The organism is Acinetobacter sp. PW68, assembly GCF_020982655.1.
Classification (GTDB): Bacteria; Pseudomonadota; Gammaproteobacteria; order Pseudomonadales; family Moraxellaceae; genus Acinetobacter; species Acinetobacter towneri_A.
On the sequence record NZ_JAHZSX010000001.1, the window covers coordinates 2,588,827 to 2,614,537 of the forward strand.

Genomic DNA, 25,711 nt, shown 5'->3' on the forward strand with positions numbered 1-25,711 from the left:
TCTTAATTAAAACCATGTTTAACAATTATTTATGCAACAAAATAACTAAATTTAGCTAAAAATAACTAAGCTTAGTTATTTTTAGCTATTTCTTAGCTATTTTCCAAGTTTTACCTTCTGTTTTAATTAAGCCATTTAAGCGCATTTTCTGCATTAGATTCCTAATTCTATTAATTTTTTTTGATTCATCTAAAACTTGAGGTAGCTTATCAAGTAATAGTTTTTCTAACTCAGAACGCTTGGCTTGACCAAACTTTTTTAAATATTCCAAAATCAGTCCCTGATAATGCTGATCATCCAAACCACGCATCTCTAGATATTCAGTTTTTTGATCTGTATGCTCAGCAACATCGGCTGAAATGCAGTAGTTGGGCTTTCGACCTTCAATCAAGCCTTTTTTCCAAGTTTTGGCTTGTTCAATTTGCTGAGCCACAACCTAAATTCTTATTTCCACTCAGTTTCAACTTTATTCAGAATCTGCTGGGTAAAGATAATAAGCTGGGTAACTTCCTCTAAATTAAATGCATTAAATTTAAAGTGTGCTCCCCAAAATTTATTGTTCTGTTCATATCTTTGTTCAGATATTGGAAAGGGACTCTTTTTGAGTAGCACTTTAGCTTTTTTAACAATTTCATCCGTCGGATGCTGAATATACATATTTACGCTACAACTCATTGGGGATTCATTAACATGTAAATTTAATACTGTATCAGACCAATCTTTCCAATGATTACCAATAAAACGCAATGCAGGGGTACCATCCCAATTGTGTCTTCGCATACCGACTTTATAATCCTCTATTTTTTCTTGAATCTTATTATTAATATGATCAATGATCTCTTGATAGCACTCTTCACGTAGATTTACTAATTCTTGAATGCTTTTCATATTTTCAACAACAAAATTAACCTTTTCCATATTTAGATCCAGTAGCTCATGAAAACTATTTAAATGTAATAAGAAATCTCGCGCGAATATGAGCCATTTACTAAGTGGATTAGCGATTAACTGTGAACCTAACGCTCTTTGAACATTTTCAGATAAATCTGTAAATGACAGACCAGACCACTGCTTAATTCGGCTCACACCATTTGGGCTTAAAATCAAAAGAACGAGCTGTTTTTCTGTTGCTGATTCAGATAAATCTTTATTAATCTCTGCTAATTTTTCTTTGCCCCATACAACATAATCATCAAATGGATTATTTTGTATATGATGAACTTTAATTTCTACGATGATCAAAGCACTATCAGTTTCCAACCACAAATCAATGAATTTATTTCCTTGAGTTGATTGTTGGGTCTGTAACTGAACAAATTGACCCAATTCAATATCTTGATATCCAGATAAATCCCGAATTACTTCTATAAATCCATTATAAAAACTAGAACCTAATCCATGTTTTTGCTCAGGATCTAAAAAGAATGCTAATAATTCAGTTGTAGGATTTTCATAGTGACTATTCACAGCAGTATCAAAGATCGTTAGTTCCCGCTCAGGGGTTTTATGCTGCTGTGCTTTAAGCAATAAATTTTCATATCTTTGTAATTCTTTATCGTCTAATTCCGCCATATTTCCTCCTTTCTAATCTAAAAAGCCAAACCTCCCTATAAGATTTGGCTTTAAAAAATTAAACAAACATCTGCTGCAACAAGCCTTTTTTCCACGTTTTCGCCTGTTCAATTTGCTCTGCCACCACTTCAATTTTTTGGTCGATAGAGGACAAGAAGTTTGCTATTTTGGTTTGTTCTTCTAGGCAAGGTTTAAAAAGAGCAACCTCAAAAAACTCTTGAAGGCTAATATTTAATAAACCATGATTTCTAGCACCTTCTTGTGCAATTTTTTCCAACTCAGGAACCAAAGCACCGCTTTCTACATAATGTTCAAAAAAATCAGAATTGATTTCTGTATTTAGTGAGAAACAAATATAAAGTGTAGAAACAACGCCTTTTTCATATAGCTTTAGACGTTTAATTGCTCCCATTGGATAACCCGCAGAATAGCTCTTGTTATAAGCAAATTCTCCCTTATGCAATAAGTAGTACTTAGTCAAATCACGAGATGCAATCTGTTTGCTGAAGTATTCTTGTTGATTTACTAGTCCCATTTGAGCAGAGATAGTTAGTGCATTCTGATTATCTTCTTTATTCTTCCGCTTGATTCGTGTAGCAACATCACTAAGTACTATTTCCTCCCACTCCCCAAACTCACTGCCATCATCCGCCTTAAAACGAATCTGCTGGCTAAATAGCTTTTGCATCATGCCTTGTTTGTATTGGCTGAGCAGCTCATGTTTTTGCGTGAGTTGGCTAATCTTTTCATCCACTGCGGAAAGAAAAGAAGCGATTTTGGTTTGTTCATCTATTGAGGTTATAGGCATCTGAATACGATAAAAATCCGAGTGATTAAGATCGGGGATCGTAGATGCACCTGCATATTTCAGAATCAAATGCTGAGTTGTATTTTTTCTTAAAAACTCAACAAAAAAGTTTTTATCAATCTGCTTTCTATCAAAATCAATTTTAAAAAAGTTATTGTGAAATGCACCTTCAACATTAGTAACTACCTGACCAGTATTTCCTGTTCTAGTCATCAAAATATCTTCTGATTTACATCTTACTGAGATAGGAGGATTCTCGATAAAATAGCTTTTTTTAGCACCATCTCTGAGAAATTCATTTGTAATGTAAAAAAACCTATTTTCAGCATCTTCTAGAAAACGCTCCTCAATTGCAATTTGCAATCCTTGATTAATTTTACAAAGATTTTTTAAAGGTGATATACACCAATCCCCATCAAACTCTTTAAAACGTAACTTAGGCGAAGCCATTACTTCACCTCCGCAAAAGGCGAAGCAATGCCTAGCTCTTTGCAAAAATCTGCAATCACCGCATCGGTTTTTTGGCTGTCTTGTTCCAAAGCTTGAAGCTGTTTTGCAATCGCATCTAAATCAATCTCGGTTTCCGCTTCAAAGGTATCTACATAACGCGGAATATTCAGATTGTAATCGTTGTCTTTCACTTCCTGTAAAGTCGCGACATGCGCATACTTTTCAATATTTTCACGCTTTTCAAATGCCGCAACAATCTTATCCAAATGCTCAGGCAATAACTTGTTTTGGTTCTTCTGCTTTTCAAAATCATTGCTGGCATCAATAAATAGAATATTACCGCTCTGCTCACGGTTTTTCTTCAACACCAAAATACAGGTCGGAATTGAAGTGCCATAGAAAATATTGGCGGGTAAACCAATAATGGCATCCACCACATTCAACTGTTCAATCAAATACTGACGAATCACGCCCTCACTCGAACCACGGAACAATACGCCATGCGGTAACACCACCGCCATGGTGCCATTGTCATCCAGTTGATACAGCATGTGCTGTACAAAAGCCATATCGGCTTTAGAACTTGGCGCCAGTTTGCCATACGCGGCAAAGCGTTCATCTTGTAAAAATAACGGATCGGCAGACCATTTTGCAGAAAATGGCGGATTGGCCACCACAGCATCAAACTTTTTATCTAAATGCTGCGGACGGGTTAAAGTATTTTCCTGCTTGATGTCGAACTTGGCAAAATGCACATCATGTAGAATCATGTTCATGCGTGCCAAGTTGTAGGTGGTACGGTTCATCTCCTGACCGTAAATCATATCGACATCTTTCACTTCACGTTTTACCCGAAGCAACAACGAACCTGAACCACAAGTCGGGTCATAGACTGAACGTAAACGGTCTTTGCCTTGGGTGACAATCTTTGCCAATAAAGTCGATACCGTTTGCGGGGTGTAAAATTCCCCCGCTTTTTTGCCCGCGCCTGAGGCAAATTCACCAATCAGGTATTCGTAAGCATCCCCCAGTACATCGGCTTCGGTATTACTAATATCAAAATCAATATCATCTAAATGACTGAGGACTTTCGCCACCAGTGCATTACGGTCACTGGCATTATTGCCGAGCTTGGTCGAGTTTAGATCCAAATCTTCAAACAGGTTGGCAAAGTCATCGGCAGAGTCGGTGCCTAACGTGCTTTGTTCAATCGATTTTAAGGTCGCAGTTAAATCATCCAGAATGAATTCGCCCTGACGACTACGCTCGGCGAGAGTGTGGAATAGCTGTTTTGGTGTGAGCGCATAACCGACTTCGGCAATGGCATTCTTTTTAATTTCTTCGATGTATGGCACATGCTCAGGATTATTTTCATCTAACTCTAAAAAGCTGAGGTCTTCGCCATCGAGCAATTCATTGGCAAAGTTCACCGACTTTTCCGATAAATATTTAAAGAAAATAAAACCCAGAATGTAATCACGGAATTCATCAGCGCCCATGGTGCCACGCAAAGTATTGGCAATATTCCAAAGTTGTTTTTGTAATTGTTGCAGTTGTACTTGGGTCATTGTTATAGAAGTCCAAATAAGTAAATCATTAATAAAATGATTTTACCTAAAATTCTAAATTATGCAGCAGTAAAAAGGTGGACAAGGACATGAATTGTCGTGGTCAAGCGATGTAATCTGTCAATTCAGGCGCTAGATAGAGACATAATCTAAACTATATAGCAGCCTACTCCAGTAATCTTCACTACAGAAAAATAAAGACATTAAAGTACTCCAGATATGGGACTAAACACCTAATATATGTTTATCTTTTCCACCTAGCCAGACTAAATATTCATTCTCTATTGCCTGCTTATACGCCCAGTCGGCAACCCGATGCGAACGTTGCAGATCGGTTAAAAAACCTAATTGAGAAATTTCCCGAACAATAGATTGATCATGTAGATAGTTCCGCTCCTGCCACTGTTGCAGAAATTGTTCTGACGCCAAATAATTACTTTTTTGTGAGTTGCACTTTTCATCCGCCAGGACAAAATTATGTCCGGTATCGGCAGGATATAATGACCATGGAATAAAATGATCCACGGCATATTTTGAATTTTTTAGGCTTTTGCCACAGTAAAAACACTGGCATTGCTGTACGTCAATTAAGAAGTCCGCGACCTTCCCCAGTTGATTGCGACTTGGGGCAAACATGAATTCATCTAGATCAGGCAAACCATCCAGTACCACTAGGTTCTGCTTGTTTAGCCGAACAAAATCAATCCAGCGCTTCTGGCACAACTCTTCAATGATTTCACTAAATTGTCTTAAGCAATACATCACCTTGGGCAACAGCTTGAGGGACTGCTTGGAATCTTCAAGACTATAGAGAAACTCTATGGTTTGACCATTCAAATTCTGCAAATATACTACCGGCATTTGCTTAACCGTTGTCGCAACTGTTCGCTTCAGCCTATTCCAGTAAAGTACATTCTTTCTCAACGCGGCCAAGGTCTTGAATTGTTGCTGTGCATTCTGAATTTCACTGATGATCTTTGCCTGCTTACCAGTGCTTTGATGAATAGTAAAAGGCTCATACTGGTTAAACTGAAACGGCAGAGACTGTTTCCAGTACAGGTCAATAAACTTTTCCGCAATATCCTGATAGTCCAAATGCAAGGCAGCACCGGTATCTTGACCCTGTTCAATCGCCAGACGCGTGATACTTATCAGCAAAGCAAACTTATATGTCGAAGTAAAAGTCCCTGACTGCAATATCTGCTGAATATGCTTCAAGAATTTCAGCTGTTCTTGAGGTTTTGGTATTTCAGCTGTACTAAATAACATGGCTAAGCCTGCATTTTTCTAATCAGGATATTTAACCACTCTTCTGTACGGTCTGGACGTTTATCTACTGTAATCCATTGCTGTAAAAGTAAAGCCTGGTCGATTTGTTTGAGTAAGTCATGAGCTTGCTGCTCATTTAGATCAGTAAAGCTACGCCCCTCTTTCTCACGATCTGTATTTCCATATTTAAAAGACATATAACACACACCATTTGGCTTTAATGCTTTAAATATGCGCGCCAGCACTTCAGTCAGGCGATCTCTTTCACAGTGTAAAAGAGAAGCACAGGCCCAAATCCCATCATACTTAGCTACTTCATTCAGCTCATAAAAACTTTGCTGACGTACCTCGATGCCTGTCAGCTTTCTCGCCTTTTCAACCAGCTCGGTAGAATAATCAATTGCCTCAACTTGATAGCCTTTTTTCTTAAATGCCAAAGTGTCCCGACCCGAACCACAGCCCAAATCCAGGATCAATGCCTGTTCCGGCATATATCTTAGAAATGGTGCGTAAAGACTTTCCATCTCAACCTGATAGGTATTTTCAAAAAATGCTTGAGCATGTTGATTGTAATAATTTGATGTTTGATTCATTGTCTAAAAGCCAATATCTTATGTTAAAGAACATACTGATATTTCACTAGATAAGTCAAATGATCAGTCCTATGAATGAATCAAACTCTTATTTCACTGTATCTGGACAACTGAGATAGAAACCAAACTGGTTCTTGTAAATGGAAAAAATATGGGCTTCAGATTTCGCAAGAGTATTAAAATATTACCTGGATTAAAAATCAATCTGACGCATAAAGGCATCAGCAGTGCAAGCATTGGTAAACCTGGTGCTTCTTTAAATATTGGCAAAAAAGGTACGCGAACCAGCGTTGGTATTCCTGGCACAGGCCTATCCTATTCAAAACACCAGCCCTATAAGAACAGAGTTGGCAACCAAGAAAATCCTGCTCAGGAACAACAACCGCTCTATACATCAGATACCGAGCAACCTAGGTCGAATGTCTGGATTTGGGTGATTTTTGGATTATTTTGTTTTATTGTCGGGGCAATTCTTTTTTAGAATTTACCGCTCTTTTTACCGATAATATTCCTCCTGCTAGGCAAAATCTGATTCATTCATTACTATGGACGGATGTTAAGTACAATAAAGGTTGCCTCTGATGTCAGACAATCACCATACTCACGATTATGATGAAAATGATTTAATCGACTCTCCCTTATCTCAAGTTTTACAGGAACATAATCAGCAGGTCGAAATTCTCATTTATCGACTGCCTGATAGTGACTGGACACTGGAAGTGGTAAACCAAAATGGTACTTCTACGGTATGGGATGAAACATTCCCGTCAGATCAGGAAGCTCTATCCGTTGCTTTAGATGGAATTAAAGCCGCAGGCGGTATTCAAGCATTTTCCGAACTCAGTGACCTCGAAGCAAAGAAAAATATTTTTCCTGAATCCCTTACTCGCCATTAAAAATGAAGCTGCTAGCGTGGATATGAATCAGTATTTTCTGGATTCTTAGAACCTATCGTGATGATAGGTTCACTTCAAGCCTAACCCCTCTAGGGTCGAAGGGTCAAAATTTTCATCAAACATAAACTCATCGACTCTCTCTTTTTTCAATGTCGCCAGGGCATAAATGAAACATTTTTCACCATCATGCTTGGAGCCATAACCCCAATGCACCGATAAAGTTCCAAACTCCAGTTTCGTTGATTGGTTGTACATCACATACATCATCTGTAACGACTTCTACCTGTTTCAGTTGTTTAATTTCCATACTTGGTTCTCTCCATCAATCAAGTTAAATTTATCTATATACTTATCAAAAATTGATTCCTGTTTGGTTTTAATTACCATTAAAAAAGATCAAATTTGAGCATTGTTATTGTAATAATCAACTATACTCATCCCTACTGTATTCATTGTAATCTGCTATGTGAACATCATAATAGAAACATGATATTTTTTGCCAACTCACAAATATAGCTAACTAATAGTGAGTATCTAATCGAGGAGGAAAATTTGAAACTTTCAATAATAAATAAACTTTAAAAACAAGGAAAAAATGATACCTCCTGCCATATTCAAAAACTCTAAATATACGTGAATATTGCTGTATTATTTTTATTCAATAGCACACATGGATCTGACATCTGAACTACTTTTGAAGTTTCCAGCAACACAGATAAGTACTCTAAAAAATTTCAAAAAAAGCAGAATCACCATTCATCCACAAGCGTATGGTTTCAACTTATGCTACTTAAATATGTTTAAAAATCTCACTGCAGATTTAGATATTTCTAATCGCATAAAAGAACTCCATGTGTGGAAAACTTCAGAATTTGATGGCTACTCCATTTTCAATAATATTCACTTATATCTTAGCTATTTAAAGCAAGATATTAATGAAGTCACTTTAATTATTCACCATCAACAATCTTTTTCAGATGATGAGTTAGCATTTCTGATGGAATTATGCAGTCGTGAATTTATTCAATTCATTAGAACTTCAAAATTTGATATTCGGTCGTTAAATCCACGAAAAACATTGCATTTAATTAACACACATCTTTCACGTCAAACACTATTAACTCTTAACAAAAAATCATCTTTGAAGCCACACCATCAAATGAGCCTAGAGTTACTTGCACACTTGCTTTCATGCTCTCGAAACCAACTCAATCAGCGGATGAAAAAGATCAAGCAAGAACGTACACAGATTTTTAATGAATTATCATTACACAGCAGATGTGTAAAAGATCTCTTAGATCACTCAAATAGCGATCTGAGTGCAGAAAAAATTTGGAGATCATAGTGTCGAACAATCTAAACGAGCATATTGATTTGCCAGCTATTTCACTGCGAAAAACACTAGAAAAACTGTTTGGTGATGAGCAATATGAACGTACGCAACATATCAACTTTGTGGTTAAACTATTGTCTTCTCAACAGACTGACAATTTTCTGGTTGGTCTCAATCTTGATTACTTTGATATCGATGTAGACTTTGATTCGCAACTGCCGACACCTCCGGTAATCGCGTTCACGAAAAAAGTTAAGATTAGTGATTTACCCATTACGTCATACATCAATTCAATTGCGCAATTACCTGAATCGCAGACGCATGCAAAAAATTGGAATATTCTAGTTTTAAAAGCGGCAATTTATTTAATTGCTCTTCCTGAGCTTAAACCAGAGCTTTTTAAACAAGCACACACAGAACACTTCAATACCGTAAAGCGCTTATTCCAGCGCTTTAGGACTGCAAATAAAAATTTAGATACTGAAAAAAAATATCAAAATACAAAAGAGTATCAACGTCTCTGGAGTACCTATCTTCAAGATCCAACACAGAGCTTAGAACAATTTATTCAACATCTGATCACATTAGATACGGATGAATTGCCTGAGTTTGATCGCAATCTACTCAATGATATTCGCATTACTTTTAACTACATTTTAAAAAACAAAGCGAAGATTGCACGTGCAAGTATCGATACGCAGCTTCAACATCAGTTTCTTGATGAAGAACAATTCATTGAAGAAAGTATCGAAATAAAAAAAGGGGCCTCGCCTAAAGCACTAAGTATAGAAACCTTAATCGATGAGCCGATTAATCGGCAAATTGTTGTCAATCCAACTGACGTCACACCACTCGCAGCACATTCAGAAACGAGTCAAAGCTATGTTCTACCGCTTGTTGCAAAACATATTCAACGCAAAGAACATTTACTCACGTCGAGTAGTTTTTTTCCGAATCCATCTAGCGTGAACCATCTACTGAAAAGACTTCATGTGGACTACTCTGAACATCAAAATAAAAGTGCTTTAATCCTGATGCTCGCATTTTTGACAGGCAACAGTGTGAATGAGTGGCTATATATACAAAGCAAGCGAGCTAAAAACTTAAATAACCGCCAAAAATTGATCCATAAAAATGATCAATTCTTCTTAAACAGTAAATTTAATGTATTTGAGAACCGTGATTTTGAGTATTCAACAAGCTTACTTAATCAGACGATCTATTTAGACATTCCAATCCCGAATCTATTCATTGAGGATCTCCGCAAAATGGATTCGGTTAGTTTCGATGATATACAGCAATATTTACGCAAATTAAGACAAGAATTATTGATTCCAAAACTGTCTGTCGTAAAGGTGAGTTCTCTACTGCATCATACGGTTCTTGCAAAAACAGGGAATAAACAACTCGCAGATTTAATCACAGGGATTGATGCCAATCAGTCATCATCTATTTCTTATTGTCATCAGAATATTCCACGATTACATGCACAATATATTGATATTCTAAAATCACTTTGTGCAGATGTAGCAAGCACATATGAAAGCTGTGTACGTTCGCTCCCTGATTCAATAACTCATTTTGGTAGTCGTAAAGCTCCAAAACCACAGGTCATTACAGAGATTTTTGCTGTATTGAAATTTAATATTTTTTCACAAGCCGAAGATGATCTAATTTCAATCTTTAATCATTATAATATCTGGCTATGGCATATCCTCCTTCTTTTTACAGCAGCACGCCCCGTTGCTGAATTCCCTGGATTTCTTAAAAACTTTAATTTAAAACGCCAAATTTTGATGGTTTCTGACAAAGAAGTAGGCGGCCGTAATGGATTCGGACGCCTCATTCCGCTTTGTTCATTTTTAGTTGAAGAGATAAAAAAATTCCTTAAATTTTTAGAATATTTTTCGACTCAAATCATGATGAGTCATCCTGCTTTAAGTGATGCTATACAACAAATAGAAACAAGTAAGTTACCCTTGCTTGGAATCATTCAAAATAACAAGTGGACACCACTAAGACCTTATACAGTCAAAAATTTCCATCCTGAATTAGGACTTGCTCATGAAAATTGGCATCGCCACACAGCTCGTGCATTTTTGACTCATAAATTTTCTGAACCTGAAATTTTAGCTCTATTTGGGCATGAACTAATGCAACAAGAAGCAGCACATCCATTTTCCAGTTTATCGCTCTCTCAATTTTCTAAAATTGCAGATGTTTTAGAGCAAATGAAAACATATTTTAAAATTACAGGTGTTGAAGCTCATGTCATCACGCAATAAAAAAATCTCAGAAAAACGCTATGCTGAAGACAGACGTCAATTCAAACGAGATAAGTCTAAAAACGACATACGAGCTGGTGCAGAACAAGAGCTCCGACAATACTTTGATGAACAAAAATTCTCAAATGAAGACTTAATTCAAGCTTATCCTGCAATTTATGAGTTTATTAAACGTAAAGCACCGAATCTTGCCTGGAAAAAATATGCTCATGAATTCTTCCGAACATATATCAAAGACCTCAATAAAAGTAATAACCTAGACCTCCCACTACCTTATCTCACCTTTGAGATGAAACGCGATGAACCAATTTTCACCTTAGATTGGATCCAAGCCGGTCATGAAATTGACATCATCCTCGAAAAACTGTGGGATTACTGGATTCTTGCTCAAGATAGTTCCGCTTTTTCTGATGATGAAATTATTGGGAATATTCTGCTTTGCTCAATGTTATACGGTGGATTAAATCAAACAGCTTCATTAAATGCTTTGCTCGAACATTTAAAAAACCCTGAAAAAATCCAAAAAATTTGCGATTTTAATATCATCTTTTTAGAGCCACTTTCTCCAAGCTATGGCGATCTATTTGTTGATGAAAAAACTATTCGAAAATCACGTAATTTTGTTCCAGATCAACTCACACGACTCTGGCTCATTCACTTCAATACAAGACAAATTCGTGACATCAGTCTAGACGTGAATGCGTATCTGCACCTCATTTTTCAAAAAATAAAACATCCATACACCAAAAAGACTTTTAAGTTTTTACGTGACTACGCCAATTTTAATTGGCTACAACTGCAGAATGCAGATGTTGATCCTGCCCTTTCACAATGTTTGTTAGAAAACACACTCACGTGTGGTTTATCAGAACATGAGTTTGAAAACTTTGCATTCCCAAAATTTAAAACTCAATTAAGTGATGAAATCGAACGAAATGTCTCTTCTACAGCCAAAGTCCTACCAGATCTCAATACGTCTGAAGCAGTAGAGAATGTGATATTTATTCATAAAAACTTGCTGAAAATAATTCGCACATCATCAACGGACCAACCTATTGCTGAACTCATTATTGATTTTTGCCTGCGTCACCAAGAGCAGTTTAATGAGTTTTCTAAACGTATTATTTTGTGGCTCATCAGTCTCTATCTACCAAGTTCAGAGCAAATAAAAAAATTATCAGCCACCTTTGATTTTGATACAACTCAGTACACGAAGGTATTTCAAGATAATCAAAAACTCGCAGATAGTTCAATCTATACATATTACACCCGGATCGCGGAACCGTTTTTAACTCATGCCTTACAATACTTCGATGCCGACGATGACATTAATGATCTGCTGAACAAAATCTATCAACAAATCATTAGCAATACACGACTTGCTGATGAAGCAGATCGACCTGAGTTTAAAAAATCTAAAGACCAAACAATCCGCATGTTGAAACGCTTTCACACCTTTCAACAAATTGTTTTTCAAGCGGAAGATTTCGAACTTGAATTTATTGCATCGCAAAGTAGACCTCGTGCACGCATCATTGGTCATACAGCCTTCCAGGTCATATTAAAGAAGTTAAATCAGCTCTTACATGACCAATCCATCTCAGACCATCACTATAAATTATTAAAAATTATTTATATTTTGGCTTACCGTACTGGTATGCGTATTAACGAAATACTCGGGTTACGTGTAAAAGATATCGAGGGTTTAAATCAATTTTCTATCTGGGTTCAACCTTATGGTTCAAAAAAACAAGGGAATCAACATCTGCTCAAAACGGATAGTGCGGAACGGATTGTGCCTGCATACGCTTTGCTAAAAGATGATGAGTACCAATTCTTTAGCGATTTTGTTGTTGAAAAACGTTTAGAGAATAAGAAAAGTTTATATTTATTCAGCAACTTGAATGAAAATAAAAAACTGAATAAACACACTGTCACCGTACCCCTAAAACTGATATTAAATCAGATCTTTAAAGGGCATCATTACTCCTTTCACTCTTTTCGTCACACTGCAGCGAATCATTTATCGCTTTTACTGAACTGTGAATATGCACCACTTGTGCAAAAGCTAACCGACTATAGCGAAAACGAATATCAAAAAATTCGAGCTGAGCTACTTCAAAATCAACATGGACAAAACCATTGGTTTGTTATTGCACATCTCTTAGGACATATAGAGCCAGTTGAAACATTCAAAAGCTATATTCATTTAAGTTATCTGATCGCTGGTCAAAAACTACTAAAACATCATCCAGATATGCCTAATGAATTGGCTAAAAAAATTATGGGCCACAATGCAACGTTTAAAAATTTGCAAATAACAAATGATGAAAAAGACTTTAATTTTGAAAAAAACCAGGCCGCTCTAGCAACTATATTATTGAACGATCGAACAAAATGGCTTCAAAGTAATGCTACTGACATTTTAGATGAACTGTCGTTAGAAATAGATCAATCCCATGATTTTTTTGCTTTCTTTGTTGGAACAGAAGATTCTAAAATTTCACTTCAACGCTTCTATGAAACGCTCAATATATTGGAGACTACTAACGATCCAAAAAGTACAGCTCAACGTATGTGCTTGCCAGAAGAACTCGTCAATTATTGGTATGAAAATGCTCTAAATTTAGCAAACATTAAATCAAAAAAAGGGAATCCACGTTTATTTAGTATTGATAGCTCAACCCACTTAAAACCAGCAATGCTTGATAGCGCTGAAGAGCTTCATGCGGTGACTTATTTTTTTGAACATCTACAGAAAATAGCTCGTAAAAATCCAATACAAATTGCAAGCGTCCTGAATATTTTTTTGAATCGAGTGACCGCATCACACACAGGTATCCATTATCGCTGGAAGGATATCGATCAACTCGAACATTTTTACTCCCAAGTTAAGGCTTTATTTCCTGCCAAATTTTGGCACTTACTTGGACAAGATTTGCAAACAAAGTTAGATGCTAAACAACAGCCTCAACTTTTCAAATTAGCAAAAGCATCAACAGATAAACATCCATCAACTCAAGAGGAATTTCCTCGTCTACAACTCTACTCAGTAAAAGATGGTCATGCTCTTGCTGCATTTAAATTTTGCTTACATCTAGCATGTATTGGTCGCCCACGATCTGTTCAGCTTAATGAGTTAGATGACATAGCGCCTGTTACCCTGCATAGACCTATCGCTGCATTACACCAAGAGGAACTTTTTAAAACTGATTAATTTATGATTTCCATGGTGTGTTGTATACCCCTCTATAATTCTATTTTAATAGTAAAATATAGTCAGTTTTCGCTATTATATAACTATTAAAATAGTAAAATACCTCTTATTTTCAATGGTCAGACTATTATCTATTGTACTTTAACAAGAATACAAAGTGTTTCAGGCGTACAGCCAATCTTAGCTGTAATTGCGGCCCAATTCGATGGATAATCTTTTTCGTATTCTATTAATTATTGAACTGCTATTTCTCTGATTTCGGGGGTATATTTTACTTTTTTCATCGGGACACTACGCTTTGCTACGTCTTGCGAAGCAATCCTTCTTATCTCAAGAAAATGGGGCTCCAACAAACTCGGTACGGTTCACCTCAAGTTGGTGGTCTTTTTTTGATTTAGTACTCAAATAAGTTATCAGATATAATTATTCATAAGCCCCTGATAACCAGATAAAATATATGCGAATCTTAGTTCTTAGTACTACTGGCCATCCTGAAGCAAATTTAGAATCTGCCCGTTATTTCATCGAAAATAAGAGCATTATTGATAAAATTACAGTACTCAGCACCACGTATATGGATCAACAAGGTAAGACTGATCTTTTAGTGCAAAGTTTAAAACTTATTAGCCAAGCAACTATTGAGATATTAAATATTCCAAACGGCTATGAAGAATCCAATATGTTTGCCATCCAAGAAATGATTTTGAATTGGGCAAACCAACATCCAGCTAAAGATCGTTTTATCTTTAATACTACAGGTGGCACAAAACTGATGAGTATTGCAATGGATCGTGCATCTATGCTTTTGGGTTCAGCACGTGCGGAAAGTTTTTACCAAAGTCGTGGTCAGCACGTTGTTTGGTATCAACGGCAGACCAACCAAATTGTCTACCCAATCAACAGCAATCTAAATATGCAGCAACGTGTGCTGTCACGCGGCTACCAGATTACAAAGCAACAGCCAATCACCGATATTTCACTTGAACAATTGCGCTATGCACAAATCTTAATTGATGTAATGAAAAATGATTTCCAAAAAGGACGACGCTTTTGCTCATTTATTAATAAATTGGCTTCTATGTCGGATGATGAAAACAGTTTGAATGTTCATTTTGACAATATTCAAGCGGAACAAGCCGAAGGTTTAGAGGTCCTAGCACAAATTAGTCAAGAAGCTTTCTTTTCATTTGACAGCACCTCAAGTGTAATTCAATTTAAATCTGAAGAAACACGAGATTATATGAAAGGTGGCTGGTTGGAAGTCTACAGTGGCTATGAATGCTATAAAGCACTTATTGGTTTAAACCCACAGGCAGAACTTGCTATTAATGTTGAATTAAAAAAGAAAGATACTCCAAATGAAATGGATGTCATGTTTATTCATCATGCTCATTTATATTGTATAGAATGTAAAACAGCTAAAACGATGGCACATGAACAAGCTAAAGATGTTTTGTATAAATTATCTTCTTTGCAAGATTTTGGTGGAATCAATCAAAAACAAGCGGTTATTTCGCTGTATAGTTTAAAAGATTACAACTTAACTCGTGCCAATAATTCTGAAATTCGGATATTCCAAGAACGTGATTTACTCAATTTAAGTCAGCTTATTTCAGAATGGCTACAGCCCGAATCGGCAAGTATCAGTCAAGGTATAAGCTTATAGATCATACGTTTGTAGTTGATCTATGGCATGCTTTTACATATTGAATGATGTGGAAAATAAGATGACCGTTTACTTTATTACTCGCCATAAAGGTGCATTAGAATGGGCTAAAGAGGAGCATGTACATTACGATGTGCATGTTACCCATTTAGCAAATTTTAATGAACTGCGTGCTGAAGATACGGTAATCGGGACTTTACCTATTCATTTGGTTGCAGACTTGCATGTGCGAGGTATTCGGTATGTTCATTTATCCATGCATGTGCCTGCACATTTCAGAGGTTTAGAATTAAGCGCACAACAATTACGCGATTGTCATATCCGATTGGAGGAATTTTATGTTGTACGCCCTAACCCAATTTGATCAGCACGCCCGTGTATGGGATTACAATTCATGTATTGACATGATATTCGCACAAAAATTATCACAACATATTGTTTTTTATATTTATAAGAAAAACTGTGAAATATTTTGTCATACAGCAACTTTACTGATACATACTTTGAAATATTTAGCCTCTATAAGCCTTTGCTTTACAAAAGAAAAAAATAGAGGTAGAGTCTGAACAGACTTCCCTGTAGATAAGGGATTAAGACGAATAGAGTACGTAACAACTCTTCATGCTCAGCAGTCTGAACAGACTTCCCTGTAGATAAGGGATTAAGACCTATTTAGATAGAATGAGTGCTAGTGCTGTTAATGTCTGAACAGACTTCCCTGTAGATAAGGGATTAAGACAAAAGCAATCCAACGATTAAGTTCAGCTGTATGTCTGAACAGACTTCCCTGTAGATAAGGGATTAAGACCATCCGCTGAGGTAATACCAACAGAACGGTCTGTCTGAACAGACTTCCCTGTAGATAAGGGATTAAGACTCACCAGCAGCAATAACAGCAAGTACGATAAGGTCTGAACAGACTTCCCTGTAGATAAGGGATTAAGACGCTGACGGATATCTGGAGTTAGAGCTTGATTTACAGTCTGAACAGACTTCCCTGTAGATAAGGGATTAAGACCTTTTAAGAATTTCATTTTGAATCCCTCTATAGTCTGAACAGACTTCCCTGTAGATAAGGGATTAAGACTCCAACCCATGTCCATCATTGTAAGCGGTATAGTCTGAACAGACTTCCCTGTAGATAAGGGATTAAGACACATTACAGATTGACTTGTTACTGCACTGAAACGTCTGAACAGACTTCCCTGTAGATAAGGGATTAAGACGAGACAATCTTGCGGAATAGGATATGTACCCTCGTCTGAACAGACTTCCCTGTAGATAAGGGATTAAGACATCACCCCATGGGCAATCAGACATTGGATTTTGGGTCTGAACAGACTTCCCTGTAGATAAGGGATTAAGACGGATTAACGGCTACTTCTTCTGAGATATACCTCTGTCTGAACAGACTTCCCTGTAGATAAGGGATTAAGACTCATATCCAGCTTAGCTTTAGCGTTCTTATAAGTCTGAACAGACTTCCCTGTAGATAAGGGATTAAGACGACCAGTAGATATAGTCCGTATTATTACTAATAGGTCTGAACAGACTTCCTGAGCCTTTCTGAGAAACACTGTTTCGAAGAAGGCGTAAAATAAGGGATTAAGACAATGAATGCGTTTACTTCACGACGATTGTATGACGTCTGAACAGACTTCCCTGTAGATAAGGGATTAAGACCCTGGGTTTTCCGCGTATAAGCGGATTGTTAAATGTCTGAACAGACTTCCCTGTAGATAAGGGATTAAGACACTTGCTTGCCCTTGTAACCAAGCGCAATATAGTCTGAACAGACTTCCCTGTAGATAAGGGATTAAGACATTGATGGCAGATTATTTACCATCTCCTCAAGGTCTGAACAGACTTCCCTGTAGATAAGGGATTAAGACACTTGTATCGTGACGTATACAAGAACCCTGTTGTGTCTGAACAGACTTCCCTGTAGATAAGGGATTAAGACATCAGATTAAGCCTATTTGTATAGCTGCTTTCGTCTGAACAGACTTCCCTGTAGATAAGGGATTAAGACTAGATGTGGCTAAACATCCAAACTACTTTTATAGTCTGAACAGACTTCCCTGTAGATAAGGGATTAAGACCTTTGAAGTGCTTCAAGATATTTTATTATATAGTCTGAACGTAAGCGTCCGCTGAATCCCATACCTATTTTTTAATTCGATTTAGGTTTCCAGCGGTGTGGTAGCAATTCTTCAATTTGGGTCACTTTGTGTGTCGGTAACCTTTTCAGCACATCACTTAAATAGGCATACGGATCCAAGCCATTCAGCTTTGCTGACTGGATTAAAGTCATGATATTCGCCGCTCGCTGGCCGCTGCGCAGCGAGCCAGCAAACAGCCAGTTCTTGCGCCCTAAGGCCCAAGGTCGCATTTGATTCTCTACCCAATTATTGCAAATCGGTAGATTGCCATCATCCAAATAGCGGCTTAAAGCTGGCCAACGCTTCAGAGTGTAATTGATGGCCTTGGCGGTGGGAGAACTCGATGGCACCGTCAGATGATGTTGGTTGAGCCATTCATATAGTTGTTGCATCACTGGTTGACTATGCTGTTGTCGGTATTCGCAGCGGTCTTCCGCTGTACTATCGGTCTTTTTCCTGAGTTCTGCGTAAGCGTCCGCTGAATCCCATACCTATTTTTTAATTCGATTTAGGTTTCCAGCAGTGCGGCAGCAATTCTTCAATCTGGGTCACTTTATGTGTCGGCAGCCTTTTCAGCACATCACTTAAATAGGCATACGGATCCAAGCCATTCAGCTTTGCTGACTGGATTAACGTCATGATGTTTGCCGCTCGCTGACCACTGCGCAGCGAACCTGCAAACAGCCAGTTCTTGCGCCCCAACGCCCAGGGACGCATCTGATTCTCGACCCAATTATTGCAAATCGGTAGATTGCCATCATCCAGATAGCGGCTTAAAGCTGGCCAACGCTTCAGAGTGTAATTGATGGCCTTGGCGGTGGGAGAACTCGATGGCACTGTCAGATGATGTTGGTTGAGCCATTCATATAGTTGTTGCATCACTGGTTGACTATGCTGTTGTCGGTATTCGCGGCGGTCTTCCGCTGTACCATCGGTCTTTTTCCTGAGCTCTGCTTCTATCGCATACAGTTTCTGAATCAGCACTAATGCCTGTTCAGCGACCTGACTTTTCCCAGTTACATGCAGTTCATGGAATTTACGACGTGCATGCGCCATGCAGCCCACCTCAATGACATCGCCTGATTTAAAGCGTGCTTTATAACCACTGTAATCATCACAGACTAGATAGCCCTGCCAGCCTTTCAAGAACTCTTCAGCATGCTGGCCTGAACGACTATCCTGAAAGTCATAGATCACCGCCTGAACTGGATTGTACTGTGTAGTGGCATAGGCCCAGACATAACCTTTCTTCGGTTTTTTATCATTCTCACCCATCCGCATGATGGTGACCGGTGTTTCATCTGCATGCAGCACCTGCTGTTGTAGTACCACCTCTTTTAAGGCATTGGCCAGAGGTTCCAGTTCTACACCGCAGCGACCTATCCAGTCAGATAAAGTTGATCTAGAAAGTTCGATTCCCGCCCGCTGATAGATCAGACGTTGACGGTACAGCGGCAAATGATCGGCATACTTCGATACCAGCACATGGCTGAGCAATTCAGGTGAAGCAATGCCTTTATCAATCACATAGGCGGGCATCGCTTGCTGAGTCAGAGTGTCACACTGATCACAGACCCATTTACCACGCACATGCTGTTCCTTATAGAACTGTGCCGGTCTGAAATGCAGTTTTTCACTGACATCTTCGCCGATACGACGGAGTTGGCAGCCACAAGCACATTGGGTTGATGCAGGTTCATGCTCAATACGGATGGTGTGTAGATGATCTGGCAGTGGTCGACGTTTAGGTTTGTTGACTGTTGCTTTGTGTGTCGCTGCATTGGTTTTATCTGCATTTAGCCGTTCCAGTTCTAGATCAACCGCGGCAATATCTTCTTCAACCGCTTCATCCCACAGATGGATTTGTTTTGCCGTTAAGTGTTCATTCTTTTGGGCGAATTCGTGCTTTTTAAACAGCGCCAGTTCATGCTCGTATTTTTGATTGAGAATAGAAAGATGCTGAACTTTGGCATCCAATTGCTGGTTTGATTTTTCTAATTCTTGATTTGATTGTGCCAGAGACTGATGCTGCATTGCCAACTGTCTGGTAAATTCCAGCAGTTGTTCATGGGTCAGTTGGTTTAAGTCAGGCAGTGTATTCATGACCGCAGTATGCCTGAGGTCATGAAGAGAATGAAATAGAACGTTTGGAGAATAGCAGAATGCACCAACCTGGTTTAGAGCATCGTCACTACCTGCTGTCGTCCAATGCGCTGCCAGGGCAAACCCTGGATCAGTGCCTGTAACTGTTCCGGGCTGAGGGCCACGGTTTCACCTTGGTGAACTTGAGCCCAGTGAAATTTACCCTGTTCCAAACGCCGGGCACACAGCCAGATGCCCAGTCCATCATGTACCAACACTTTCATACGATGGCCACGTTTATTACAGAACAGGTAAGCACAATGCGGTTTGATGTAGCCAAAGGCTCTCACCACCTGGGCCATGGTCGTATCCATACCTGCACGCATGTCCATGGGCTGAGTAGACAACCAGATTTCATCAATGCGGATCATGTTGCAAGTGCCTTGAGTAATTCTGCCAAGGCAGGTATTTCTGATGTCTGCCATTTTAGCTGAATATCATTATTCGTATGAGGCACGGTGATACACAACGTGATCCTCTCATCAATAGGTTGGCTGATTGCAGCAGTGTAAGGCAAAGCAATAAATGCTGGATTCACATGAGTAGGATCCTGCACGGCACCCTCATGATGCCTGAAGATCCTGATCCAACGACTGACAAGGTTGGCATTAATACTATGTTGCAGTGCGACCGAAGCGATCGAGGTATTAGGATTTTTACAGGCATTGACAATACTGAGTTTGAATTCTTTGCTGTATGTTCTGCGTTTTTTAGCAACAGGAGGTGTTGCTGAATATATATCCATGTTCATGGATTAAGTCCCCACTTGTTTTTAGGTGGGAACTAAATTAAGGCTTATAGGATCGCTTGGTAAGGCTGTGTTAGCCGGATGCTTACAGTTCTGCTTCTATCGCATACAGTTTCTGAATCAGCACCAATGCCTGTTCAGCGACCTGACTTTTCCCAGTTACATGCAGTTCATGGAATTTACGACGTGCATGGGCCATGCAGCCCACCTCAATGACCTGACCTGATTTGAAGCGTGCTTTATAACCACTGTAATCATCACAGACTAGATAACCCTGCCAGCCTTTCAAGAACTCTGCAGCATGCTGGCCTGAACGACTATCCTGAAAGTCATAGATCACCGCCTGAACTGGATTGTACTGTGTAGTGGCATAGGCCCAGACATAACCTTTCTTCGGTTTTTTATCATTCTCACCCATCCGCATGATGGTGACCGGTGTTTCATCTGCATGCAGCACCTGCTGTTGTAGTACCACCTCTTTTAAGGCATTGGCCAGAGGTTCCAGTTCTACACCGCAGCGACCTATCCAGTCAGATAAAGTTGATCTAGAAAGTTCGATTCCCGCCCGCTGATAGATCAGACGTTGACGGTACAGCGGCAAATGATCGGCATATTTCGATACCAAAACATGGCTGAGCAGTTCAGGTGAAGCAATGCCTTTATCAATCACATAGGCGGGCATCGCTTGCTGAGTCAGGGTGTCACACTGATCACAGACCCATTTACCACGCACATGCTGTTCCTTATAGAACTGTGCCGGTCTGAAATGCAGTTTTTCACTGACATCTTCGCCGATACGCCGGAGTTGGCATCCACAAGCACATTGGGTTGATGCAGGTTCATGCTCAATACGGATGGTGTGTAGATGATCTGGCAGTGGTCGACGTTTAGGTTTATTGGTTTTGGCTTTGTGTGTCGCTGCATTGGTTTTATCTGCATTTAGCCGTTCCAGTTCTAGATCAACCGCGGCAATATCTTCTTCAACCGCTTCATCCCACAGATGGATTTGTTTTGCCGTTAAGTGTTCATTCTTTTGGGCGAATTTGTGCTTTTTAAACAGCGCCAGTTCATGCTCGTATTTTTGATTGAGAATAGAAAGATGTTGAACTTTAGAATCTAATTGCTGATTGGTGACTTCAAGATGTTGAACTCTGGCATCTAATTGCTGGTTTGATTGTGCTAGAGACTGATGCTGCATCGCCAACTGCCGGGTAAATTCCAGCAGTTGTTCATGGGTCAGTTGGCTTAAGTCAGGCAGCGTATTCATGACCGCAGTATGCCTGAGGTCATGAAGAGAATGAAATAGAACGTTTGGAGAATAGCAGAATAGCCGAGCTTGGTTTAGAGCATTGTTACCACTTGCTGTCGTCCAATGCGCTGCCAGGGCAAACCCTGGATTAATGCCTGTAACTGTTCCGGGTTGAGGACCACGGTTTCACCTTGGTGAACTTGAGCCCAGTGGAATTTTCCCTGTTCCAGCCGCCTGGCACACAGCCAGATGCCCAGTCCATCATGTACCAGCACTTTCATACGATGGCCACGTTTATTACAGAACAGGTAGGCGCAATGCGGTTTGATGTAGCCAAAGGCTCTCACCACCTGAGCCATGGTCGTATCCATACCTGCACGCATGTCCATGGGCTGAGTAGACAACCAGATTTCATCAATGCGGATCATGTTGCAAGTGCCTTGAGTAATTCTGCCAAGACAGGTATTTCTGATGTCTGCCATTTTAGCTGAATATCATTATTCGTATGAGGCACGGTGATACACAACGTGATCCTCTCATCAATAGGTTGGCTGATTGCAGCAGTGTAAGGCAAAGCAATAAATGCTGGATTCACATGAGTAGGATCCTGCACGGCACCATCATGATGGCTGAAGATCCTGATCCAACGACTGACAAGGTTGGCATTAATACTATGTTGCAGTGCGACCGAAGCGATCGAGGTATTAGGATTTTTGCAGGCATTGACAATACTGAGTTTGAATTCTTTGCTGTATTTTCGGCGTTTTTTAGCAACAGGAGGTGTTGCTGAATATATATCCATGTTCATGGATTAAGTCCCCACTTGTTTCTAAGTGGGGACTAAATTAAGGCTTATAGGATGAATTCAGAAGGTGTGTTCAGCGGACGCTTACGTCTGAACAGACTTCCCTGTAGATAAGGGATTAAGACGGATGAATCGGAGCCAAGAGCCAAGATCCATCGTCTGAACAGACTTCCCTGTAGATAAGGGATTAAGACTTCTGTAATTCAAGTACTACAGAGTTTGCCACAGTCTGAACAGACTTCCCTGTAGATAAGGGATTAAGACAGATAGGTGATGAAATTCTAATGGAGTGTCAGGGGTCTGAACAGACTTCCCTGTAGATAAGGGATTAAGACGGTGGGACGATCAGTAATTCACGAGCGCGGTCACGTCTGAACAGACTTCCCTGTAGATAAGGGATTAAGACTGCTACACGATAACGTTTATCTAACATGTCAAAGTCTGAACAGACTTCCCTGTAGATAAGGGATTAAGACGAGACAATCTTGCGGAATAGGATATGTACCCTCGTCTGAACAGACTTCCCTGTAGATAAGGGATTAAGACATCACCCCATGGGCAATCAGACATTGGATTTTGGGTCTGAACAGACTTCCCTGTAGATAAGGGATTAAGACGGATTAACGGCTACTTCTTCTGAGATATACCTCTGTCTGAACAGACTTCCCTGTAGATAAGGGATTAAGACGAATACTTGGCACGAGTATGAACCTTTTGCATCAGTCTGAACAGACTTCCCTGTAGATAAGGGATTAAGACTCATATCCAGCTTAGCTTTAGCGTTCTTATAAGTCTGAACAGACTTCCCTGTAGATAAGGGATTAAGACGAAGTCAAAGTTCATGGCAAAATCCACGTCAGTGTCTAAACAGACTTCCCTGTAGATAAGGGATTAAGACCCTGGGTTTTCCGCGTATAAGCGGATTGTTAAATGTCTGAACAGACTTCCCTGTAGATAAGGGATTAAGACACTTGCTTGCCCTTGTAACCAAGCGCAATATAGTCTGAACAGACTTCCCTGTAGATAAGGGATTAAGACATTGATGGCAGATTATTTACCATCTCCTCAAGGTCTGAACAGACTTCCCTGTAGATAAGGGATTAAGACACTTGTATCGTGACGTATACAAGAACCCTGTTGTGTCTGAACAGACTTCCCTGTAGATAAGGGATTAAGACATCAGATTAAGCCTATTTGTATAGCTGCTTTCGTCTGAACAGACTTCCCTGTAGATAAGGGATTAAGACTAGATGTGGCTAAACATCCAAACTACTTTTATAGTCTGAACAGACTTCCCTGTAGATAAGGGATTAAGACCTTTGAAGTGCTTCAAGATATTTTATTATATAGTCTGAACAGACTTCCCTGTAGATAAGGGATTAAGACAGATAGGTGATGAAATTCTAATGGAGTGTCAGGGGTCTGAACAGACTTCCCTGTAGATAAGGGATTAAGACGGTGGGACGATCAGTAATTCACGAGCGCGGTCACGTCTGAACAGACTTCCCTGTAGATAAGGGATTAAGACTGCTACACGATAACGTTTATCTAACATGTCAAAGTCTGAACAGACTTCCCTGTAGATAAGGGATTAAGACACAGGCTCTACGTGAAATTGCGCGGCGCCAACGTCTGAACAGACTTCCCTGTAGATAAGGGATTAAGACTTAAATGTTTCATGGAATATATCCTTTTTTAAAGTCTGAACAGACTTCCCTGTAGATAAGGGATTAAGACAACAGTTCAGAGTCGATTTGATATTGTTGGATAGTCTGAACAGACTTCCCTGTAGATAAGGGATTAAGACTCTGAGATACTGTTCAGTAACTCATTAACCTTAGGTCTGAACAGACTTCCCTGTAGATAAGGGATTAAGACTACAGCTGCTACGATAATTGCTTTCATGTTAATTGTCTGAACAGACTTCCCTGTAGATAAGGGATTAAGACGAAGTCAAAGTTCATGGCAAAATCCACGTCAGTGTCTAAACAGACTTCCCTGTAGATAAGGGATTAAGACTTGGTCAACGGTGAGTCCAAAGAGTTCGGAAACGTCTAAACAGACTTCCCTGTAGATAAGGGATTAAGACTATAGGCTCAGAATACGATGCTCAATCTCAATAAGTCTGAACAGACTTCCTGAGCCTTTCTGAGAAACACTGTTTCGAAGAAGGCGTAAAATAAGGGATTAAGACATGCTAGTCTTCTCACTGAATCGGATTGCCATAGTCTGAACAGACTTCCCTGTAGATAAGGGATTAAGACAACAGTTCAGAGTCGATTTGATATTGTTGGATAGTCTGAACAGACTTCCCTGTAGATAAGGGATTAAGACTTTAAACCCTGAAGCTTTTCGTCGGTTTCGTCGGTCTGAACAGACTTCCCTGTAGATAAGGGATGAACGAGGAACAGCAAAGCACTGCTTTGCCCGAGTGCAAGACGAAAGCTTTGCTTGAGTTAGACGTGCACCCTCGATAGTATCTTTTAGATTCTTCCCTAAATAAGCAATTTTAAAAGCCATCAAGACACCATCTTGATGGCTTTTTATAAGCTTACGTTTAAAAAATAAATCAAAAATATCTCTTATTCTCTATACACCAAGCGAACTAGAGGGTAAGAAAATGACGTGTTATTTAAATTTCGAAGATATTGCATTAGGCTTAAGCGTACATGCCTATAAACGACGTACACAACGCGGTATACAGCAACAACATATTGCACATTTATTACGTTTTGGCCGTAAACAATTTCACCGCCATGCGATTTACTACAGCATTGGTCATAAAGAAATAAATAAGTATGCCGATATTTGCCCGATGCTTAAAAATATGAATGGCATGCATTTGGTCACAGCCACCAATGGCAAAGTCCTGACCATGTTCCGCAACCGGGACTTCAGCCTGCTCAAAAAATAAAAACAGGAAAACCATGGATTTTGTATTGTATCCA

18 protein-coding genes, 6 pseudogenes and 3 CRISPR repeat arrays are annotated in these 25,711 nt (G+C 39.2%); of the genes and pseudogenes, 8 read left to right on the top strand and 16 right to left on the bottom strand.

Annotation, left to right across the window (positions count from 1 at the left end):
- Positions 1-85 precede the first annotated feature (85 nt).
- The 7 genes and pseudogenes from K1T76_RS12410 to K1T76_RS12435 form a co-directional block, all read right to left on the bottom strand.
- On the bottom strand, positions 86-433 hold the full coding sequence (locus K1T76_RS12410) for a hypothetical protein (RefSeq protein ID WP_230245499.1): 348 nt from the start codon (positions 431-433) through the stop codon (positions 86-88).
- A gap of 11 nt (positions 434-444) precedes the next feature.
- On the bottom strand, positions 445-1,572 hold the full coding sequence (locus tag K1T76_RS12415) for a PD-(D/E)XK nuclease family protein (RefSeq protein ID WP_230245500.1): 1,128 nt from the start codon (positions 1,570-1,572) through the stop codon (positions 445-447).
- A 58-nt stretch (positions 1,573-1,630) separates the two neighbouring features.
- A pseudogene (locus K1T76_RS15145) lies at positions 1,631-2,365 on the bottom strand (restriction endonuclease subunit S); the annotation flags it as partial.
- Positions 2,354-2,830, bottom strand: a pseudogene (locus K1T76_RS15150) (restriction endonuclease subunit S); the annotation flags it as partial. The pseudogenes K1T76_RS15150 and K1T76_RS15145, both read right to left, overlap by 12 nt.
- Positions 2,830-4,398 carry a type I restriction-modification system subunit M gene (locus K1T76_RS12425; protein WP_230245502.1) on the bottom strand — a complete coding sequence of 523 codons (1,569 nt, stop codon included), beginning with the start codon at positions 4,396-4,398 and terminating at the stop codon, positions 2,830-2,832. The gene K1T76_RS12425 and the pseudogene K1T76_RS15150, both read right to left, overlap by 1 nt.
- A 225-nt stretch (positions 4,399-4,623) precedes the next feature.
- Complete coding sequence (locus K1T76_RS12430) at positions 4,624-5,667, bottom strand: HNH endonuclease (protein WP_230245503.1); 1,044 nt, start codon at positions 5,665-5,667, stop codon at positions 4,624-4,626.
- Between the two features lie 2 nt (positions 5,668-5,669).
- Complete coding sequence (locus K1T76_RS12435; protein WP_230245504.1) at positions 5,670-6,260, bottom strand: class I SAM-dependent methyltransferase; 591 nt, start codon at positions 6,258-6,260, stop codon at positions 5,670-5,672.
- Between the two features lie 151 nt (positions 6,261-6,411).
- Here K1T76_RS12435 and K1T76_RS12440 point away from each other — a divergent pair, with 151 nt between their 5' ends.
- Both K1T76_RS12440 and K1T76_RS12445 read left to right on the top strand, forming a co-directional pair.
- Complete coding sequence (locus K1T76_RS12440; protein WP_230245505.1) at positions 6,412-6,741, top strand: DUF4236 domain-containing protein; 330 nt, start codon at positions 6,412-6,414, stop codon at positions 6,739-6,741.
- Positions 6,742-6,841: 100 nt separating this feature from the next.
- On the top strand, positions 6,842-7,156 hold the full coding sequence (locus K1T76_RS12445; RefSeq protein WP_230245506.1) for a hypothetical protein: 315 nt from the start codon (positions 6,842-6,844) through the stop codon (positions 7,154-7,156).
- Positions 7,157-7,225: 69 nt separating this feature from the next.
- Here the strand turns inward: K1T76_RS12445 and K1T76_RS15045 are convergent.
- Positions 7,226-7,463, bottom strand: a pseudogene (locus tag K1T76_RS15045) (hypothetical protein).
- A gap of 363 nt (positions 7,464-7,826) precedes the next feature.
- Between K1T76_RS15045 and K1T76_RS12450 the strand changes: the two are divergent.
- Genes K1T76_RS12450 through K1T76_RS12460 form a run of 3 tightly spaced genes read left to right on the top strand, consistent with a single transcriptional unit; the run spans position 7,827 to position 13,991 of the window.
- A complete protein-coding gene (locus K1T76_RS12450; RefSeq protein WP_230245507.1) occupies positions 7,827-8,501 on the top strand; it encodes a hypothetical protein in 675 nt (224 codons plus the stop codon).
- The gene (locus K1T76_RS12455; protein WP_230245508.1) at positions 8,501-10,774 is read left to right on the top strand and encodes a hypothetical protein; all 2,274 of its coding nucleotides are present in this window, start codon (positions 8,501-8,503) and stop codon (positions 10,772-10,774) included. The genes K1T76_RS12450 and K1T76_RS12455 overlap by 1 nt, the downstream gene beginning before the upstream one ends.
- Positions 10,758-13,991: a site-specific integrase gene (locus K1T76_RS12460; RefSeq protein ID WP_230245509.1), complete on the top strand. Its 3,234-nt coding sequence runs from the start codon at positions 10,758-10,760 to the stop codon at positions 13,989-13,991. Before K1T76_RS12455 ends, K1T76_RS12460 begins: the two co-directional genes overlap by 17 nt.
- A gap of 155 nt (positions 13,992-14,146) precedes the next feature.
- On the opposite strand, the pseudogene K1T76_RS12465 reads toward K1T76_RS12460, so the two are convergent.
- Positions 14,147-14,275 (bottom strand): annotated as a pseudogene (locus tag K1T76_RS12465) (IS3 family transposase); the annotation flags it as partial.
- Positions 14,276-14,448: 173 nt separating this feature from the next.
- Here K1T76_RS12465 and K1T76_RS12470 point away from each other — a divergent pair.
- Both K1T76_RS12470 and csx16 read left to right on the top strand, forming a co-directional pair.
- On the top strand, positions 14,449-15,657 hold the full coding sequence (locus K1T76_RS12470) for a Card1-like endonuclease domain-containing protein (protein ID WP_230245510.1): 1,209 nt from the start codon (positions 14,449-14,451) through the stop codon (positions 15,655-15,657).
- Between the two features lie 61 nt (positions 15,658-15,718).
- Positions 15,719-16,021 carry a CRISPR-associated protein Csx16 gene (gene csx16 / locus K1T76_RS12475; RefSeq protein ID WP_230245511.1) on the top strand — a complete coding sequence of 101 codons (303 nt, stop codon included), beginning with the start codon at positions 15,719-15,721 and terminating at the stop codon, positions 16,019-16,021.
- A 196-nt stretch (positions 16,022-16,217) separates the two neighbouring features.
- A CRISPR array of direct repeats spans positions 16,218-17,165; the repeat unit is 37 nt; unit sequence GTCTGAACAGACTTCCCTGTAGATAAGGGATTAAGAC.
- 138 nt (positions 17,166-17,303) lie between these two features.
- Positions 17,304-17,759: direct repeats of the CRISPR family, unit length 37 nt; unit sequence GTCTGAACAGACTTCCCTGTAGATAAGGGATTAAGAC.
- A gap of 71 nt (positions 17,760-17,830) precedes the next feature.
- Here csx16 and K1T76_RS12480 read toward each other — a convergent pair.
- The 7 genes and pseudogenes from K1T76_RS12480 to K1T76_RS12510 form a co-directional block, all read right to left on the bottom strand.
- A pseudogene (locus K1T76_RS12480) lies at positions 17,831-18,286 on the bottom strand (IS66 family transposase); the annotation flags it as partial.
- Between the two features lie 31 nt (positions 18,287-18,317).
- Positions 18,318-19,922, bottom strand: coding sequence for an IS66 family transposase (tnpC, locus tag K1T76_RS12485; protein ID WP_230243837.1), 1,605 nt, complete (start codon positions 19,920-19,922; stop codon positions 18,318-18,320).
- Between the two features lie 74 nt (positions 19,923-19,996).
- Positions 19,997-20,332 (bottom strand): IS66 family insertion sequence element accessory protein TnpB, encoded by a 336-nt coding sequence (tnpB, locus tag K1T76_RS12490; protein WP_000618091.1) that lies wholly within the window; start codon positions 20,330-20,332, stop codon positions 19,997-19,999.
- Positions 20,329-20,712, bottom strand: coding sequence for a transposase (locus K1T76_RS12495; RefSeq protein ID WP_230243836.1), 384 nt, complete (start codon positions 20,710-20,712; stop codon positions 20,329-20,331). The genes tnpB (K1T76_RS12490) and K1T76_RS12495 overlap by 4 nt, the downstream gene beginning before the upstream one ends.
- Before the next feature lie 85 nt (positions 20,713-20,797).
- A pseudogene (tnpC, locus tag K1T76_RS12500) lies at positions 20,798-21,976 on the bottom strand (IS66 family transposase); the annotation flags it as partial.
- Positions 21,977-22,050: 74 nt separating this feature from the next.
- Positions 22,051-22,386, bottom strand: a complete 336-nt coding sequence (tnpB, locus tag K1T76_RS12505; RefSeq protein WP_165382150.1) for an IS66 family insertion sequence element accessory protein TnpB — start codon at positions 22,384-22,386, stop codon at positions 22,051-22,053.
- Entirely contained in the window at positions 22,383-22,766 is a 384-nt protein-coding gene (locus K1T76_RS12510; RefSeq protein WP_230245512.1) for a transposase, read from the bottom strand. The genes tnpB (K1T76_RS12505) and K1T76_RS12510 overlap by 4 nt, the downstream gene beginning before the upstream one ends.
- Positions 22,767-22,851: 85 nt before the next feature.
- Positions 22,852-24,853: a CRISPR direct-repeat array (repeat unit 37 nt; unit sequence GTCTGAACAGACTTCCCTGTAGATAAGGGATTAAGAC).
- Between the two features lie 530 nt (positions 24,854-25,383).
- Here K1T76_RS12510 and K1T76_RS12515 point away from each other — a divergent pair.
- Complete coding sequence (locus tag K1T76_RS12515) at positions 25,384-25,677, top strand: hypothetical protein (RefSeq protein WP_004681132.1); 294 nt, start codon at positions 25,384-25,386, stop codon at positions 25,675-25,677.
- Positions 25,678-25,711: the final 34 nt, after the last annotated feature.